The organism is Sulfitobacter sp. M05 (assembly GCF_029285175.1).
GTDB lineage: Bacteria > Pseudomonadota > Alphaproteobacteria > Rhodobacterales > Rhodobacteraceae > Sulfitobacter.
Map to the genome: position 1 here is coordinate 65,694 of NZ_JABEDH010000003.1, position 18,367 is coordinate 84,060.

15 protein-coding genes are annotated in these 18,367 nt (G+C 58.0%); 9 read left to right on the forward strand and 6 right to left on the reverse strand.

Features of this window, described 5'->3' with window-relative positions; genetic code table 11:
- The 6 genes from HKX44_RS14015 to HKX44_RS14040 form a co-directional block, all read right to left on the reverse strand.
- Nucleotides 1–2,883: a monovalent cation/H+ antiporter subunit A gene (locus tag HKX44_RS14015; RefSeq protein WP_276151986.1), complete on the reverse strand. Its 2,883-nt coding sequence runs from the start codon at nt 2,881–2,883 to the stop codon at nt 1–3.
- 139 nt (nt 2,884–3,022) lie between these two features.
- The gene (locus tag HKX44_RS14020; protein WP_276151987.1) at nt 3,023–3,796 is read right to left on the reverse strand and encodes an aldolase/citrate lyase family protein; all 774 of its coding nucleotides are present in this window, start codon (nt 3,794–3,796) and stop codon (nt 3,023–3,025) included.
- Nucleotides 3,796–5,505 carry a hydantoinase B/oxoprolinase family protein gene (locus HKX44_RS14025; RefSeq protein WP_276151988.1) on the reverse strand — a complete coding sequence of 570 codons (1,710 nt, stop codon included), beginning with the start codon at nt 5,503–5,505 and terminating at the stop codon, nt 3,796–3,798. The genes HKX44_RS14020 and HKX44_RS14025 overlap by 1 nt, the downstream gene beginning before the upstream one ends.
- Nucleotides 5,506–5,508: 3 nt before the next feature.
- A complete protein-coding gene (locus HKX44_RS14030; protein WP_276151989.1) occupies nt 5,509–7,587 on the reverse strand; it encodes a hydantoinase/oxoprolinase family protein in 2,079 nt (692 codons plus the stop codon).
- A gap of 98 nt (nt 7,588–7,685) precedes the next feature.
- A complete protein-coding gene (locus tag HKX44_RS14035) occupies nt 7,686–8,609 on the reverse strand; it encodes a LysR family transcriptional regulator (RefSeq protein WP_276151990.1) in 924 nt (307 codons plus the stop codon).
- A gap of 156 nt (nt 8,610–8,765) precedes the next feature.
- The gene (locus tag HKX44_RS14040; protein WP_276151991.1) at nt 8,766–9,869 is read right to left on the reverse strand and encodes a Do family serine endopeptidase; all 1,104 of its coding nucleotides are present in this window, start codon (nt 9,867–9,869) and stop codon (nt 8,766–8,768) included.
- A gap of 150 nt (nt 9,870–10,019) precedes the next feature.
- Here HKX44_RS14040 and HKX44_RS14045 point away from each other — a divergent pair, with 150 nt between their 5' ends.
- The 9 genes from HKX44_RS14045 to HKX44_RS14085 all read left to right on the forward strand — a co-directional run bounded on the left by HKX44_RS14045 (nt 10,020) and on the right by HKX44_RS14085 (nt 18,146).
- A complete protein-coding gene (locus HKX44_RS14045) occupies nt 10,020–10,691 on the forward strand; it encodes a response regulator (RefSeq protein WP_276151992.1) in 672 nt (223 codons plus the stop codon).
- Complete coding sequence (locus HKX44_RS14050) at nt 10,688–12,043, forward strand: HAMP domain-containing sensor histidine kinase (RefSeq protein ID WP_346348185.1); 1,356 nt, start codon at nt 10,688–10,690, stop codon at nt 12,041–12,043. The genes HKX44_RS14045 and HKX44_RS14050 overlap by 4 nt, the downstream gene beginning before the upstream one ends.
- Nucleotides 12,044–12,121: 78 nt before the next feature.
- Nucleotides 12,122–13,084, forward strand: coding sequence for an NADPH:quinone oxidoreductase family protein (locus HKX44_RS14055; protein WP_276151993.1), 963 nt, complete (start codon nt 12,122–12,124; stop codon nt 13,082–13,084).
- Between the two features lie 26 nt (nt 13,085–13,110).
- Complete coding sequence (locus tag HKX44_RS14060; RefSeq protein ID WP_276151994.1) at nt 13,111–13,623, forward strand: carbon monoxide dehydrogenase subunit G; 513 nt, start codon at nt 13,111–13,113, stop codon at nt 13,621–13,623.
- 60 nt (nt 13,624–13,683) lie between these two features.
- Entirely contained in the window at nt 13,684–14,634 is a 951-nt protein-coding gene (locus HKX44_RS14065; RefSeq protein WP_276151995.1) for an ABC transporter ATP-binding protein, read from the forward strand.
- Nucleotides 14,631–15,392 (forward strand): ABC transporter permease, encoded by a 762-nt coding sequence (locus tag HKX44_RS14070; RefSeq protein ID WP_276151996.1) that lies wholly within the window; start codon nt 14,631–14,633, stop codon nt 15,390–15,392. Before HKX44_RS14065 ends, HKX44_RS14070 begins: the two co-directional genes overlap by 4 nt.
- 50 nt (nt 15,393–15,442) lie before the next feature.
- On the forward strand, nt 15,443–16,240 hold the full coding sequence (locus HKX44_RS14075; RefSeq protein WP_276151997.1) for a S49 family peptidase: 798 nt from the start codon (nt 15,443–15,445) through the stop codon (nt 16,238–16,240).
- Nucleotides 16,241–16,410: 170 nt separating this feature from the next.
- Nucleotides 16,411–17,355: a calcium/sodium antiporter gene (locus tag HKX44_RS14080; RefSeq protein ID WP_276152258.1), complete on the forward strand. Its 945-nt coding sequence runs from the start codon at nt 16,411–16,413 to the stop codon at nt 17,353–17,355.
- Nucleotides 17,356–17,366: 11 nt separating this feature from the next.
- Nucleotides 17,367–18,146: an SDR family oxidoreductase gene (locus HKX44_RS14085; RefSeq protein ID WP_276151998.1), complete on the forward strand. Its 780-nt coding sequence runs from the start codon at nt 17,367–17,369 to the stop codon at nt 18,144–18,146.
- The last annotated feature ends 221 nt before the right edge of the window (nt 18,147–18,367 follow it).

Sequence of the window (18,367 nt, forward strand, 5' to 3'; positions counted from 1 at the left end):
TTACACGCCCTCCCGTTTCGGGTTGCCCGGATCGGCGGGATCGCTTTCCGCGCGCGATGGGTCGATATCCATCGGATGTTCGTTGTCTGTCATCTGGCTGCGCCGCGCCAGCCGTGAAAAGCTTTCGAGGGACAGCATCACGGCACCGACGACGGCAAGGAAAACGCCAAGGTCAAACAGTGCTGCGGTTGCCAGTTCGAATTTCTCGAAGGGTGGAATGCGGACATAGGTGAAATCCGAAGTCAGGAAGGGCTTGCCAAAGAACCATGATCCGATGCCCGTCAGGCCCGCGATCAAAACACCTGCCCCGATCACCCCGTGATAGGGATAGCGCAGCCGTGCGGAGGTCCAGCTAAAGCCGCTGGCCATATATTGCATCACGACGCCGATCGACACGATCAGGCCGGCGATGAACCCGCCACCCGGCTCGTTGTGGCCGCGCCAGAAGATGTAGAAACCAACCAGCATGACCAGCGGCATCAGAACACGCGTCAACACAACCATCATCATCGGATGCATGTCACCGGCACGTGGCTGATCCGGTTTGCGGTTCAACAGGCGCGCGCGCACAGGGCCATCCAGAAGGGTCTCGGTCAGCGCGTAGATCAGCAAGGCCGCAATGCCCAGAACGATGATTTCACCAAAGGTGTCAAAGCCCCTGAAGTCCACAAGGATAACGTTCACCACATTGGAACCGCCACCGCCCTTATAGGAACTAGCAAGGTGGAATTCGGAAATCGAAGGGGCAACCGTGTCGCGCAGCAGGAAGTGGTAGGAAAGGGCAAAGGTTGCCAGACCGGCAGCAATCGCAACCACCGCGTCGCGCATCCGCCGCAAGACCGTGCTTTCGACGGGGGTGCGGTTGGGCAAAAAGTTTAACGCCAGCAGCAACAGGATGATGGTCACCACTTCGACGGTGATCTGGGTCATTGCAAGGTCAGGTGCGCTGAACAGGACAAACCCGACCGAGACCATCAGGCCGACAATCCCGATCAGGATCAGGGACAACAGGCGGTTGCGGTGCAAAAAGACCAGCCCCAGCGTCGCAGTAACCAACATGACCCAGCCGGCAATCTCAACCGGACCGGCCGGTTGCGGTACGCGTGTTGCGGCCCCGACGCTGCCTGTGGCCCAAGCGTGGTATCCGGCGGCGGTAATCGTCACTGCCGCAATCGCCGCATAGCGTGAAAACGCGCCGGTATGCAGGCTGTGGATGATACCGCGCGACAGAGCAACAACAGCGTCGACAAGCGCCTCAAAGATAACCTTGGCTTCGGGGCGCGGGGCACCGTCCCACATTCTGAGCAAGGGTTTGAACAGGGCCAGCACGACCAGCCCCCCCAGAACCGCGGCGATAGACATGTAAAGCGCCGGCACTAGCCCGTGCCAGATTTTGAAATGCGCTGTCGGCACCGTCGCGGCCTCTCCCAGCAGGGAGGCGGTGACGATCTTTACAAAAGGTTCGGCAAGGAAAGGTGCGCAGCCGATCATTACAACCAGCACCACGAGCAGTGCGGGCGGGCCCCACATGCCAAAACCGGGGTCATGTGGATGGGCCGGATAATCATCGCGTTTGGGGCCAAGGAACGTGTGGCTGATCAGGCGGAAGCAATAGGCGGCGGAAAACAGGGAGCCAATAACCGCGAGGCTGGGTGCCAGCCAATGTGACCCGAACAGCACCGTGTGGTGGGCCTCTTCCAGCATCATTTCCTTGGACAGGAACCCGTTTAACAGGGGGATACCCGCCATCGACAGAGCGGCAAGGGTGACGATGCCAAATGTGACTGGCATCAGATGGCGCAAGCCTCCCAAACGGCGGATATCGCGGGTGTGGGTCTCGTGATCAACGATGCCAGCGGACATGAACAGTGCCGCTTTGAATGTGGCGTGGTTGAGGATATGAAACACCGCCGCCATCGCGCCAAAGGCTGTGCCTGTGCCAAGCAGCATGGTGATCAGACCCAGATGGCTGACCGTGGAAAACGCCAGCAGCGCCTTGAGGTCATGTTTGAACAAGGCAATCACCGCGCCCAGAACCATGGTCACCAGACCGGCAGTGGTCACAATCACGAACCATTCCGGCGTGCCTGACAAGACCGGCCAAAGCCGCGCCATCAGGAAAATGCCAGCTTTGACCATGGTAGCCGAGTGCAGATAGGCGGAAACCGGTGTCGGTGCAGCCATCGCGTGGGGCAACCAGAAGTGGAACGGGAATTGTGCGGATTTGGTGAAACAGCCCAGCAGGATCAGGACCAGCGCGGGCAGATATAGTGGGCTTGCCTGAATGATCTCGCGGCTTTGCAAAATGACGCTCAGGTCATAGCTGCCAGTGATGTTGCCCAGAATCAGCATCCCCCCGATCAGGGCAAGCCCCCCCATGCCGGTAACGGTCAGGGCCATGCGCGCGCCCTGACGTCCTTCGGGAAGATGTTTCCAATACCCGATCAACAGGAAGGAAGAAAGCGACGTAAGTTCCCAGAAAACGATTAAAAGCAGGATGTTATCGGACAGAACGATCCCAACCATCGCGCCCTGAAACAGCAGCAGATAGGTAAAGAATTCGCCCATATTGTCGTCACGCGACAGGTAGAACCGCGCGTAGGTGATGATCAGCAAGCCGATGCCGAGGATCAGCAGAGCAAAGAAGAACCCCAGCCCGTCGAGCATCAGGTTCACATTCATGCCAAGTGCCGGCAGCCAGTTCACACCGGTGGTGACAACCTCTCCTGCCAGCACGGTCGGAAGATTGGTCAGTAATCCAATAAAGGCGGCCAGCGTTACGGTGAAGGTGACACCGGCACAGGCCTGACGTCCCGCGCTGTTCATAAGGCCGGGCAGCAATGCGCCCAGGAAGGGCAGGGCGACGACAAGGAAGAGGGACACGCGAACTCCTGACCAGGACCTTAATACATCGTCCATATTTGTGGTAAAAAGCACGGTTTCTCAAGGGCAACCGACCCTCAAGAGGTCGAATTTTGGGATCAGGGGGCTGAATTAGTCACCTGTGATGGCGCATCTCGCCTTAAGACAGCTTGCCTTTGACCTTTGCCAACAGGCTATCTGACGCTTTGGCCAGCAAAGAGACATCCGATCCGCAGGCCACAAAACTGAAGCCTTCGTTCAAAAGCTCGGCAGCAAAATCCGGGTCCAGCACCAAGGTGCCGACGGGCACGCCCATTGCCATCAGTTTCTTGGCGGCGGGTCTGATCAGGGCCCAAACCTCGGGGTCCATCGGCTTGCCCAGCTTGCCAATGTCGGCGGCAATATCGGCCGGTCCGAAAAAGATACCCGACACGCCCGCCACGGCACCGATTTCTTCAGCACGGGCAACGGCGGCGGCGGATTCCAGTTGCAGCAGGACGGTGGTTTCTTCTTCGACCCGCGCCACGTAATCCGTAACACGTCCGAATTTATTGGCGCGCATTGCACCGGAAACGCCGCGTGTGCCATGTGGTGGATAGCGGGTGCTGGCGACGGCCTGTTCGGCTTCCTCAACTGTTTGGATCATTGGGAAGAGCAGCCCGCGCGCACCCAAATCCAACAGGCGTTTTACGATCACCGGATTATTCCATTCAGGCCGCACGATAGGTGTGGTGGCGGTATCGGCAAACCCCTGCAATTGCCCCATCACGGACAAATAGTCGTTTGGTGAATGCTCCATATCAATCAGCGCCCAGTCAAAACCGGCAGGACCAGTGACCTCGACGGCCAAAGGGCTGCACAGGCTGATCCAGAGGCCCAGCTGTTTGTCACCAGCGGCAAGGGCACGGGTAAAGCGGTTGGGCGCGAGTTGCATCAGATGTTTTCCCCTTTGGTGATGGCTTTCTGCACTGCCGCAATGTCGGCACTGCTCAGCCCATAGTCCTCGCTTGCGGTTTGGGCCGAAATATACCCCCGTGCAAGGTCGCGCATCACGCTTTCTCTAGGCCGTTCAGCCGGATCACCATAGCCAGCGCCGCCCGGAAAGGCCATCATCACCTTGCGGCCATGGGTCACCAGTTGCTTGCCCTTGCCGTACATCTTGGCCCCATCATCTTGAGCAATGGTGGTGGGCGCACCGGGCCCGCCGCCGCGTCGACCTTGGGCCGGATGATCCACGCGGTCGAACATGGCCTGAATGTCGAATTCATGGCCTTCGCGTGCGCCAACCACCATGTACTGGCCCAAACCGCCGCGCTGTTTGCCGCTGCCGCCTGAATCGGGCCGCAGTTCCTTGCGCCAGATGATCACGGGGCCTGCATGTTCGGTTGCCTCAACCGGCATGGTCATCACGCCTGAGGGGAAAGCGGTGGCATTCAGCCCGTCGTGTTCAGGCCGCGCCCCTGATCCGCCCGAGTTGAACGTCAGGACTTCACGGCGGACAGCGTCTGCGGGTGCAGGTGCGTCCATGCGCGGGCGTAACGAGACCTGAAAGTTACACAGGCATCCCGCACCCTCAGCAGGCACAAGGCTTGGTACGATCTTGTCAAAGGCATTGAACACCACGTCGGGAATGAAGTGCCCCACGATATGGCGCAGGGCCACAGGCGCGGGATGCAAGGCGTTGACGATGGTATTGTCGGGGGCGGCGATTTCAAACGGGGCAAGCGAGGCTGCATTGTTGGGGATTTCAGGCGCAATCGCGACCTTGAGGGCGTAACATGCATAGGCTTTGGCATAGACCAGCGGACAGTTGATGCCCTTGCGATCAAGGCCTGAGGTGCCTGCAAAATCCGACAGGATGCGGTCTGCTTCGATGCTCAGCGTGACCTTGAGGGTGATCGGCGCGGAAAACCCGTCGATGGTCATTTCGCCCGACGCTTGGGTGCGGGGCAGGGCGGCGATCCGCTCCAGCGTGGCACGGCGCGAGTTATCGAGGATAAAGGCGGCGATACCGTCGAGTGTTTCCAGCTCGAACTCCTGCATCATGTCGATCAGGCGGCGATGGCCGATCTCGTTACAGGTGGTTAGCGCGTAAATATCACCGATCAGTTGGTCCGGTTCGCGCACATTGCCCCGGATGATCCGCACAAGGGTTTGATCCACTTCGCCCGCATCAGCGAATTTCATAATGGGCAGATAAAGCCCCTCTTCGTAAACGCTCGCCGCATCCGCACCAAAGCCGCGCCCGCCAATGTCGACGATATGCGCGGTACAGGCGAAGAACCCGACCAGCACATCGTTGTGAAACGAGGGCGTAACCATGGTGATGTCATGCAGGTGGCCGGTGCCTTCCCAGGGGTCATTGGTTATATAGACATCCCCTTGGGTGATGTTCTGCCGCCCGATCCGCCGGATGAAATGCGCCACCGCGTCGGCCATAGCGTTCACGTGGCCCGGTGTGCCTGTGATGGCCTGCGCCAGCATCCGGCCATGGGTGTCATAAACACCGGCAGACAGGTCACCTGCCTCACGTACGGAGGTGGAAAAAGCAGTGCGTACAAGGGCTTGCGCCTGCTCTTCAACAACCGATATCAGACGATTCCACATGACCTGATAGGCGACGTTTGAGTGTTCTTTAACCATGGATCAACCTTTCGCAGTCACGTCAATGCAGCCATCAGGCTGGCGGATCGCCTTGCGGCTGGTGGGGATGATGATGGTGGTTTCATCCTCTGTGATAATGGCAGGGCCCTGTGCTTCTGCGCCTTCTGACATCCCGTCCCGAAGGACAACCGCGCTGTCCTGAAAGCCGGCAAGCGCGGGATCGTACATGGGGCGACGTGCGGTGATGGTGGCAGCCGTTTTGTTTGAGGCAGTGGCCACTTTTGCGACCTGCTCGGGTGGGGTTGTTGCATTGGCGGACCAGACGGTGATTTCAATGTCCAACCCCTCAACCGTGCGGCCAAACAGCTTGGCGTAATCCTCGGCGAACAACTGTTCGAAGGTTGCCGCGTCAGGATTGGCGGCTTGATCCGCGGTCAGGATGATCGGAATTTCCCAGCCCTGACCGGCATAGCGCATGTAGGCTTTGAATTCTGACAGGATGGTTGCATCGGGTGCGCAATTGCGCACGAAGCCTGTTGCTTCGCTCTGCAACTCGCCCAGCAGCGTCTTGATCTTACCTGCATCAAAATCCGACAGGCGCATGTAGACGGATCGGTTTGCCTCAAAGCTGAAAGGTGCGCGCAGAAATCCGATGGCCGATCCAACTCCGGCACCCGGTGGTACGAGCAAACGATCAACGCCCAGCTTTTCACACAAGCGACCCGCATGAAGCGGAGCCGCGCCGCCAAAGGCGATCATGGTATATTCTGATAGGTCTTCGCCGTTTTCGACAGCATGGACCCGTGCAGCATTGGCCATGTTTTCGTCGACGACCTCGGCCAGACCAAAGGCGGATGTAGCCGCATCCATGTCCAGCACATCGCCCAAAACAGCGGTCAGCGCCCCTTCGGAGCTGGTTGTGTTCAGCTGGATCGAGCCGCCAGCGAAATTGTCGGGGTCCAGTTTGCCCAACACCAGATCGGCATCGGTCACGGCAGGTTTTGCGCCACCCCGGCCATAGCAAGCGGGGCCCGGTTCCGATCCGGCACTTTCTGGCCCAACCCTGATCTGGCGCATGGCATCAACATGCGCGAGCGATCCGCCGCCTGCGCCAATCTCGACCATATCGATCACGGGGATCGATATCGGCATACCGGAACCCTTTTTGAAACGGTAGGTGCGGGCCACTTCAAACACGCGGCTGGTTTTCGGGGTCTGGTTCTTGATCAGGCAAATCTTGGCCGTGGTGCCGCCCATGTCAAAGGACAACACCTTGTCCAAACCGTAACGTGCCGCGATATGGGCTGCGAAGACTGCACCACCTGCTGGGCCGGATTCGACCAGTCGGACAGGAAATTCTGCGGCGCTTTCGATGGAGATAATCCCGCCACCGGAATGCATCAGGAAAATGTTACAGCTGACACCTTCGTCTTTCAGGCGTCCCTCAAGACGGCCCAGATAAGATTTCATCAGCGGTTTGATATAAGCGTTGGCGACCACCGTGTTGAAACGTTCGTATTCGCGCATCTGCGGCGAGACTTCGGAAGACAAAGACACCATCGCATCCGGCATCATCTCTGCCAACACATCGCGCACCATCTGTTCATGCGAGGGGTTCAGATAGGAATGCATCAGCCCGACCGCGACGCTTTCAAAGCCCGCGGTCTTGATCTGTGCCACTACCGCCTCGACATCGGAACGCTTCAGCGGGATCAGAACATCCCCACGGGCATCAACCCGTTCGGCCACGGTATAGCGCATCTGACGGGCCAACAGAGGTTCGGGCAGATTGAGGTTCAGATCGTACTGCTCAAATCGCGATTCGGTACGCATTTCGATGACATCGCGAAAGCCTTCGGTGGTGATCAGGGCTGTCTTGGCCCCGCGCCGTTCGATCAGCGCATTGGTGGCCAAGGTCGTGCCATGGATAATCTGGGTAATGGCATGGGGCGTGATGTCCGCCTTGGTGCAGACCTGATGCATGCCGTCGATGATGGCGTTTTCGGGGGCGGCATATGTGGTCAGCACCTTGGTGGAAAAGGACGCGCCATCCACCTCAAGCACCACATCCGTGAAGGTGCCGCCAATATCCACGCCAAGCCGGACAGATGTTTTTTGCATGTTGGACTCCCCGATTTTCGCCAAACATAGAAAACCGGGAGGGATAAGTGCAAATTATTATATTCTATCGCGGTGATCAGTATTGGTGATCCAGTCATCTACCCGGCGGATGGCCCGGTTGTGAAATCCGTCGCGCATTCGGCGGCAATCTGCGCTGCGTTTTGCACGAACTGGGCGGCCCGTTCCACATGAAAACGCGCTGCAACCCGCAACGGGCTGGGATGCCAGAGGTGGGGCACTTCGTTCAGCGTGCCGTCAGTCAGGTGGTGCGCCAGTAGGGCACGAGGCAATATCGCAATGCCAAGTCCGTCCATCGCCATATGCATCGCCGCGGACAGACTGTTGGAGGGGACAATGCGGATGGGTGCTGCGGATTTCGCATCAAAATGTCCAACAACCTCAAGATAGGCTTGGGTATGGCGGGTATGGGTCAGGATGGGATGCCGGACCAGATCATCCTGAGAAATAGTGCCCCGGCCCAGTTGCTGTGCAAGGGTCGGTGCCGCGACCCAAGCATAGCCATATTCACCCAGCTCGATACTTCCGCTGACCTCTGCGGCAAACGGGGCGGTTTGGAGTGTCAGATCAAGCGCGTTCGAGGCCAGTTCGCGGTCAAGGTTGCGCGACAGATCGACCGTCAACTCTACGGTCACATTTGGATAGGCCCGTTTCAGACGTATCATCAACGGCCGCAGCCATGTGGCAGCGACCAGTTCGGTCACACCAAGGCGCAGGCGGTCGTCAACCAGATCGGGCCGACCTGCAATTTCGATCACACGGGCGGCGTCCTGTAGGGTGATCCGCGCCTGTGCCAAAACCTCTGTGCCGCGCGGGGTCATGCGCACCGATCCGGCGTCACGCAACATCAAAGGCAGGCCAAGCGCGCTTTCCAGACTGGCGATCCGTGCAGAGATATTCGGTTGGGTGGTGTTCAGATGATGGGCGGCCTTGCGAAAACTGCCCAAGTCGGCAACCCAAACCAATGCTTCAAGTTGTTTGAGGGTAAGGTGGTGACCGATCATGCGGTGCCTCATGCGTTGCAGTTGTTGTTGAGTGCGCCGCACCGGTGATCATGTCAATTGTTCAATTTCTGGCTGGCTGATCGTGAAACTTGATCTTGCCCCAAAGGAGTGGGGTGGCCCCCGCACATCGGCAGAACGTGCAGGGGGCGGTTGTGTTCAGGTTTCTTTGGGGGCGAGTGTGCCGACTGTGACCTCCAGCGTGACCTCCTTGCCGCGGCGCAAGACGGTAATTTCGGTGGTTTTATCCGGCGTTGTTGTCGCGACGGCGCGGGTCAGATCACGCAGTTCTTCGACCGGTGTGTCGGCAAAGGCAGTGATGATATCGCCTTTCTTCAGGCCTGCCGCTTCGGCGGGGCTATCCTTGCCGACCGCCTCGATTACCGCGCCTTTGGGGGCGTCATACCCCAACACGGCGGCGACCTCTTCGGTCATCGGGCGGATGTTCACTCCCAGCCAGCCGCGCGCGATCAACCCGTCATCCGCCAGATCGGCGACGATGGTTTGAACCAGATCGGAAGGGACGGCAAATCCGATCCCGACAGAGCCACCTCCAGGGGATAGAATGGCGGTATTCACACCGATTACCTGACCGGCGTTGTCAAACAGCGGTCCACCAGAGTTGCCCCGATTGATTGCCGCGTCAGTCTGGATGAAATCGTCGAAGGGGCCGGAACGGATGTCACGCGACAGGGCCGAGATGATACCCGATGTCACCGTGCCGCCCAAACCGAAGGGGTTGCCAACAGCAACAACTTCGTCCCCAACGCGCAGGTCTTTCGACGTGCCAAAAGAGACCGTCGGCAGGTCAACATCAGCAGTGATTTTCAGAACCGCAATGTCGGTCAACGGATCGCTGCCCAGCACATCGGCATCAAAACTGCGCCCATCGGACAGTTTGACAGTAACGCTATCGGCCCCTTCAACAACGTGGTGGTTGGTCACGATCTGCCCGTCTTGCGAGATGATGAACCCCGATCCGAGCCCTTGTTGCGGCTGGGATTGGCCGGGCATCAGCCCTTCAAAGTGGCGGCGCAATTGCGGCGGCATGTTCGGGGGCAAATTACTATTGGCGGGCAGTGCCCTGGTGGTAACTTCGATAAAGACGACCGCGGGGGAAACGGCTTCCACCAGATCGGCATAGCCACCGGCGGGCACTGCAAATGCCGGTGCCGGTGCCATGCTAAGGACAGATGCCGAGATCAGCGCGGCGGTCAGGGCAGCGGTGGTGGTGCGGGTGGAGGTTTTCAGTAAGGTTCGCATTGGGATGCCTCATTGTTATCTTGGATGAGACGGATATGGGGTGCTCGGTTTACAGAAAAATTGGGCCGCCTATACAAATTTGTAACGCGCTCTGATCTGGGGCGGGAAGCGCCTATATAGAGGGGCGGAACAAAGGTTGGATCGGCAGAAATGAAACTATTGGTTGTAGAGGATGATGCCACCACGGGAAGTTATATCGCGCGCGGGTTGCGCGAAGAGGGGCATGTGGTGGACCTTGTCACAGAGGGCAAGGGCGGCTTGGTGGCTGCGACGTCCGGCGGCTATGATGTGATCGTGCTGGACAGGATGTTGCCGGAAATTGATGGGCTTACCGTATTGAAAACACTGCGGGGGGCCGGGACGCTAACGCCGGTATTGCTGTTGACCGCTTTGGGGGATGTCGAAGACCGGATAGAGGGATTGCAGGCAGGCGCAGATGATTATTTGGCCAAGCCATTTGCATTTGGCGAATTGTCCGCCCGGGTTGCGGCGCTGGCACGCCGACCGCAGGCGCTTGAGGCGGAAACGGTGCTACGGGCCGCTGACCTTGAGATGAACCTAATAACCCGTCAGGTGGCGCGCGGCGGCGTGGTGATTGATCTTTTGCCGCGTGAATTTGCCCTGCTGGAACATTTGTTGCGCCGCAAGGGGCGGGTGCAGACCCGCACGATGTTGCTAGAGAATGTCTGGGACATCGGTTTTGATCCCGGCACCAATGTGGTGGAAACCCATGTCAGCCGGCTGCGGGCCAAGGTGGACAAGCCGTTCAGTCGCGAGTTGATCGAGACCGTGCGCGGTGCGGGTTACAGGATTGTGGCGTGATCCGGCTGCGCCAGATTTGGCGGTCGATGCCTTTGCGTCTGGCCATTCTGCTGGTGGCGTTGTTTGCCATGGCCAGCCTGCTCAGCCTGGCGGCGAGTTATGCCGTGACGCAGGCCTCTTTCGAAGAGAGTATTCGTGCAGATTTGCAACAGGATCTGGCGGGCTTTCGGGCCGCGCCCTCGGCCCGCGCTGTGGCACAATTGGTCGAGGCGGAATCGCGCGCCGCTGATCCGGGGCGGCTGATCCTCAGTTACATCGCGCCGGACGGGCGTATCTATGGCAATGGCGCAATTGCACAGGACGAGGGGGGGTTTCACATCTTTTCCCTCAATCCCGAGCGCGCCGAGTTTGAAGGGGAATACCTGTCGCTGACCAACGCACTCTATGGCGGGGTGATCACCATTGCCCGCAGTCGTGCCGAAATTGTCGCCTTGCGCGGTGTGTTTGTGAACATCCTTTTGATCAGCCTATTGCCTACGGTTTTGATCGCCCTGTCCGGTGGATTGATCCTTGCGCGGCGCTCAAAGCGTCATGTTGAACTGGTAGAGCGGGCGCTTGATAAGATGACCAGCGGGGATTTGGGTGCGCGGGTCAGGACCGGGCCGCGCTGGTCGGATGATCTGGTGCGGATCGGTGGCAAGCTGAACCAGATGGCGGTTGCGCAAGAGGCGCAGATGGGAGCCTTGCGCGATGTTACCTCTGACATTGCCCATGATTTGCGCACGCCTCTGCAACGGGTGGCGCTTTACGTGCAGGATTTGCAGGACCGCGTCGGAGATGATCCGGAAAGCGCAGCGTTGACGGCCAAAATGCAGGGCGAGGTTGAAGGCATGAGCCACGTTTTTAATGCCCTGCTCCAGTTGGCCCGGGTCGAGGCGGGATCGCCCAAAGCACGGTTTGAAACGGTGGATCTTTGTGATGTCTGCCGCACGCTTGCCGAGATGTTCGAGGACAGCGCCACAACCAGTGGACATGTATTGTCGCTTGACGTGCCTGCGGCACCCCTTTGCCTGCACGGGGATCGTGCGTTGTTGGGGCAGCTGTTGTCGAACTTGATTGAAAACGCGTTGCGCCACACGCCTGCGGGGACGCAGATCACCGTTTCCCTTGACATGCAGGGGCCGGCCCCGGTGTTACAGGTGTCCGACAACGGGCCGGGAATTCCGGCAGAGGAACACAGCAAGGTGTTGCAACGGCTTTATCGGCTGGATCGCAGCCGCCAGACGCCGGGACATGGGCTTGGCCTGAGCCTGGTTCAGGCAGTCGCAGGGTTGCACGGGGCAGAGGTGACCCTGCAAGACAATGCGCCGGGGTTACGCGTTACTTTGCGTTTCCCAGCGGCAGACGGGTAAATTTGTCACGCACACGGCTTGTCATTCGCGGCGCGCTCTGACTTTTTGCACGAGCCTAATCAGACAAGGACCGACCCCATGCGCGCAATGCAAGTCATCGCTTACGATCAACCGCTGTCGATGCAAGACATTCAGGTGCCGACGCCAAAGGCGGGCGAAGTTTTGGTAAAAATTGACGCCTGCGGGATGAATTTTGCCGATACCTTGATGATCAAGGGAACCTATCAGGAAAAGCCGCCTTTACCTTTCACTGCCGGAATGGAACTGGCTGGAACCGTTACGGCGGTTGGCGCCGGTGTTACCACACTAGCCGAAGGACAGCGCGTTGCGGCCTATGCAGGGGTCGGCGGCTTGGCCGAATACGCGGCATTGCCGGCGGATATCTGTGTGCCGATCCCGGACACGATGTCGTCCGCTGATGCTGCGGCCTTTCTTATTGCCTATGGCACCAGCCACGTGGCGCTGGGGTATCGGGCGGGATTGCAGCCGGGGGAGCGTTTGCTGGTGCTTGGGGCCTCTGGCGGTGTGGGGCTGACCGCGATTGAATTGGGAAAACTGATGGGGGCCGAGGTGATCGCCTCAGCGCGTGGGGCGGAAAAGCTGGAGATTTGCAGGGCCGCCGGTGCGGATCATCTGGTTGATTCAGAAACGGATGACCTGCGCGCTATCGTCAAAGAGTTGGGCGGTGCGGACGTGGTTTATGATCCTGTAGGCGGTGATCAGTTCAAAGCGGCCCTGCGCGCCTGCAATCCCGAAGCGCGGTTGCTGCCGCTTGGGTTTGCGTCGGGTGAGGTGCCGCAAATCCCAGCCAATATTCTGCTGGTTAAGAACCTGACCGTGATGGGCGTGTACTGGGGCGCTTACGCCAAACTGCGCCCCTCTGTGCTGACCGATAGCTTTGCAGCGCTTTTCGACTGGTATGTTGCAGGCAAGTTAACCCCACATATCAGCAACGTGTTGCCGCTGGATCGTGCGAATGACGCGCTTGATCTCTTGCGTACCCGCAAAGCCACGGGCAAAGTCGTGGTCCAGATCGCCTGAGTGCGTGAAAATTTAGGAGCTTCCCCATGCAGATGTCCGACACCCGCCAGATCGCTGTTCCGCCTGCACAGGTCTATGCCGCGCTTTTGGACCCTGAGGTTCTGAAGAATTGTGTCCCGGGTGCGCAGGAAGTAACCGGTTCAGTCGAGGATGGATTTAGCGCCACTGTGGTGCAAAAAGTCGGGCCGGTGAAGGCGACCTTTAAGGGGGAAGTCGCGATTTCCGATCTGGTGCCGGATACGTCGTTGAAAATCGACGGCGCGGGCAAGGGCGGGGCGGCAGGGTTTGCCAAAGGCGGGGCCGACGTGCGGCTGGCAGCCAAGGATGGCGGCACCGAGCTGAGCTATGATGTCGAAGCCAAGGTCGGCGGCAAGCTGGCGCAGCTGGGTAGCCGGATCATTGACGGTTTTGCGAAAAAGATGGCGGACCAGTTTTTCCAGAACCTGCAATCCGCGCTGGAAGGTCCTACTGATCCTGAAGCCGGGGCAGCCGAAGACCACCCTGCAAAAAAAGGCTGGTTCGGGCGCACCAAAGACTGAACCCATCTGTTTACTCAGTGGCATCCGGTTTAGGGTGTTGTGCGGAACAAGGACGGCAGCATGAGAAACATAGTCGAGATAAAAAACCTCAAGAAGTCCTATAAAGGTGGCTTTGAAGCGCTCAAGGGTGTCAATCTCGACATTCGGGAAGGTGAAATTCTGGCGTTGCTGGGGCCAAATGGTGCTGGTAAAACCACATTAATTTCAACGGTTTGCGGTATCACTACGGCCAGCTCCGGCTCCGTTTCGGTGGGCGGGCATGACATTGTCCATGACTATCGCGCAGCACGTGCGATGATCGGGTTGGTCCCGCAAGAGATCAATCTGGAACCTTTTGAACGGGTCATCAACACGGTGCGGTTCTCGCGCGGACTGTTTGGTCGGTCCGGCGACGACGGCACCATGGAAAAGGTGCTGCGCCAGTTATCTCTGTGGGACAAGAAAGACAGTCAGATCCGGGAACTGTCGGGCGGTATGAAGCGCCGCGTGTTGATCGCCAAGGCGTTGTCTCATGATCCGCGAGTGCTGTTCCTGGATGAGCCCACGGCCGGCGTCGATGTTGAATTGCGTAAAGACATGTGGGAAATTGTGGCCGGGTTGAAAGCGGCCGGTGTGACGATCATTCTGACAACCCATTACATCGAAGAGGCCGAGGCCATTGCCGACCGTGTGGGTGTGGTCGCCAAGGGCGAGTTGATGTTGGTCGAGGACAAAGACAAACTGATGGCGCGAATGGGACAGAAAGAACTGGAGGTGCAGCTAAGTGCGCCTCTCAGCGAGATCCCCGGTGCGCTGCAATCAGACGACCTGCGCCTGTCGAAGGATGGTGCCCTGATTTACACCTATGATACCCGTGCAGAGCGGACCGGCATCACGTCCCTGCTTGCTGCTGTTGCGCAAGAGGGGCTTACGTTGCGTGATCTGGTGACGCGACAATCCAGCCTTGAGGAGATATTCGTGAACCTTGTCCACGAGGGTGGCTCGAAAACCGAAGCGGAGGGTGTCGCATGAACTGGACAGCTGTGATTTCCATTTATCTATTTGAAATGCATCGATTCTTTCGCACGATTGCGCAGAGCTTTCTTGCGCCGGTCATCTCAACCTCGCTGTATTTTGTGGTTTTCGGGGCGGCGATTGGCAGCCGCATTCAAGAGGTTGACGGCGTGAGCTATGGTGCGTTCATTGTGCCGGGGCTGATCATGCTGACGGTGATCACACAATCCATCTCGAATGCCTCGTTTGGCATCTATTTCCCGAAATTCATCGGAACGTTTTCCGAACTGCTGGCCGCGCCCATCAGCTTTCTTGAGATTGTGCTGGGCTACGTCGGGGCGGCGGCGACCAAGGCGTTGATCATTGGGGTTATTATCCTGATTACCGCATTCTTTTTCGTCGATTTCAGTATCGAACATCCACTGGCGATGCTGACTTTCCTTGTCCTGACCGCAATCAGCTTTTCCCTGTTTGGTTTCATCCTTGGCATTTGGGCGGGGAATTTCGAACAGTTGCAAATCGTGCCGCTGCTTATCGTAACGCCGTTGGTTTTCCTTGGCGGGTCGTTCTATTCGATCTCTATGTTGCCCCCGATCTGGCAATCGATTTCGATGTTCAATCCGGTGGTCTATCTGATTTCCGGTTTTCGCTGGGCGTTCTATGGGGCGGCAGATGTGCCGATTGTGACCAGTTTGCTGGCGATCGGTGTCTTTACCGGCATTTGCCTCTATGTGATCTGGTGGATTTTCCGGTCCGGCTGGCGCATCCGCGATTAATCACGCCCGCGTCCTTGTTTGCGCAGGCTGTGCGTTCTACATGAGGTTACATGAAAAACTGGCTGCCTTTCCTGAAATCTGATCCGACTGTTGCTGTGATCCGCCTTTCTGGCGTGATCGGCGGGCAGGGGCGCGGGGTATTAAACGACGCGACGCTGGGGCCGGTGATCGACAAGGCGTTCTCTAAGGGCAAGCCGGCTGCGGTGGCGCTGGAGATAAATTCGCCGGGGGGCAGCCCTGTGCAATCGTCATTGATCGGCGCGCGTATTCGCCGGCTTGCCGAGGAAAAGAACATTCCCGTTATCGCCTTCGTCGAAGATGTTGCAGCATCGGGTGGCTATTGGCTGGCGGCGGCGGCAGACGAGATATATGCCGATCCGTCATCGGTTGTTGGGTCCATCGGGGTGATTTCCGCGTCTTTTGGCCTTTCTGAATTCATCACTAACCACGGCATTGAACGGCGGGTTTATACAGCGGGTAAATCCAAAAGTATGCTGGACCCGTTCCGCCCTGCTGCGCCGCAAGATGTCGCACGTCTCAAGACTTTGCTGGAAGATGTGCATGGCAACTTCAAAGATCACATCACAGCGCGCCGCGCGGGCAAGTTGCCTGAGGATCAGGATTTGTTTACCGGCGAGGTCTGGTTGGCCAAACGTGCGACCGAATTGGGGTTGATCGAAGGTATTGGCCATCTCAAACCCTTTATGAAAGAGCGTTTTGGCAAGAAAGTCAGGTTCCGCTCTTATGCTGTCAAACGCGGGTTCTTTTCGCGGTTTTCGACGCAGGTGGTGCAGGACGCAGTACAGGGTATTGAGGAACGCGCAGCCTATGCACGGTTTGGTCTTTGACCGATGGTTGCTAAAATTGTTCTTTTGTTTCTGGTGTTTATGGGTGTTTTGGCCTGGTTTGGCAAAATGCACTGGCTGGGTTCAAATCGTTTGAAACAAACCAAATGTGCGGCCTGTGGCCGATTTCGCATTGGCAAAGGGCCCTGCGCCTGTGGGGGTAAAGGCTGATGTTGATGCCGTGGGTCTTGTCTGGTTTGGGTCTGGTGATCCTTCTATTAGCGGGTGACGCGCTGGTTAAAGGGGCAGTGAACCTTGCATTGCGCTTGGGGATACCGGCGCTGATTGTCAGCCTGACAATTGTTGCTTTTGGCACGTCAGCACCTGAATTGCTGATTTCGATCAAGGCGATTCATGACGGAGCGCCGGGTCTTGCGCTTGGCAATGTTGTCGGGTCGAACACCGCGAACATTCTGTTGGTGTTGGGTATTCCGGCCTTGTTGGCAACCATGCACACGTCGCAATGCGACACCCGCAAAAGCTATAATTTCATGATTGCAGCAAGCTTGCTGTTTATCGGGTTGGCATTTCGGGGGGTGTTCGACTGGCTTGCCGGTTTGGTGCTTTTGGGCGCGCTGGCCTATGTATTGTTCGATCAGTTACGTGATGCGCGTGAACACCGCCGGTGCGGGGCGGACGGGCCTGAAGAACCCGAAGGGGCTGACCCCAGCATGCCGTCATGGCAAATCGGAATCTTTCTGGTGCTTGGTCTGATCGGTCTGCCGGTCGGGGCCGGGCTGTTGGTTGATAACGCCACCCTTATCGCGCAGGCCTACGGAGTCAGTGACACAGTTATCGGTTTGACGATGGTTGCCATCGGCACGTCGTTGCCGGAACTGGCGACCACGGTCATGGCGGCGTTGCGGCGGCAGGCAGATGTTGTGTTGGGCAGTGTGATCGGTTCGAACATGTTCAACCTTCTTGCGATCATCGGCATCGCCAGTTTGGTCGGACCGATTTCGGTCGATCCCGAGTTTTTGAAATTTGACCTTTGGGTCATGCTAGGGGCGTCTTTGTTGCTGATCCCGTTTGTATTCTTGAAAAAAGATATTACGCGGAACTGGGGGGTCATGCTGAGTGCCCTATATGCGCTTTATCTGGTACTGGTTCTGGTCTGAGGAGAAAGCTGATGCGGCGGGCACTTGTGACAGGCGCGGGGCACCGGCTTGGCGCGGCGATGGCCTTGTATCTTGCCAAACGTGGGTTTGAGGTTGCTGTGCATTACGCCAGCAGCAGCACTGGCGCGGATGATGTGGTTCAACAGATCAAGACGGCGGGCGGTAACGCGGTTGCCTTGCAGGCTGATCTACTGAGCGAGACGGCGACAGGCGAGCTGTTCGGGCAGGCCACGGCGGCTCTGGGCGGGCCGATCACCTGTTTGGTGAACAACGCTTCGATCTTTGAGTACGATACGGTGGCAACAGCGACCCGTGACAGCTGGGACCGGCATATGGACAGCAATCTGCGTGCGCCTTTTGTACTGACGCAGGCCATGGCCGCGCAGGGGCTGGCAGCATCGCCCGATGCTATGGGCGAGCCGCAGGCCAGCGGGCTAATCATCAATATGGTGGACCAGAGGGTGCGCAAACTGACGCCCGAGTTCATGACCTATACCCTTGCGAAGATGGGACTTTGGGCATTGACCCAGACCACCGCACGCGCCCTTGCGCCGGCGATCCGGGTGAATGCGATCGGGCCGGGGCCAACGCTGAAGGGCGCGCGTCAGTCGGACGCCCATTTTGAAAACCAAAGGACCAATACCGTGTTGGAACGGGGGGCGAACCCTGCCGATATCACCGCCGCTTTGGGGTACTTTCTGGATGCGCCTGCGGTAACGGGACAATTGCTCTGTGTGGATGGCGGTCAGCACCTTGGCTGGCAGACGCCGGACATTGTCGGGGTCGAATAGGGTGACGCTAGGAAAGTTCTACACGGGGGCGTTGGGGGAACACAAAACCGTTACAATTAACCCGTGTTTTCAGAGGGTTGGAAAGTCGTTAATAATTTGTTAATACTTTTCAAACGGTTATATATGTGCCTAAAAATTAGGCATTCCAATGAAGTCTGCCAAATACAACGATAAATTCAGATCCACCCAAACTTACCCGCAGAGTTATCCACAGGTTCGGT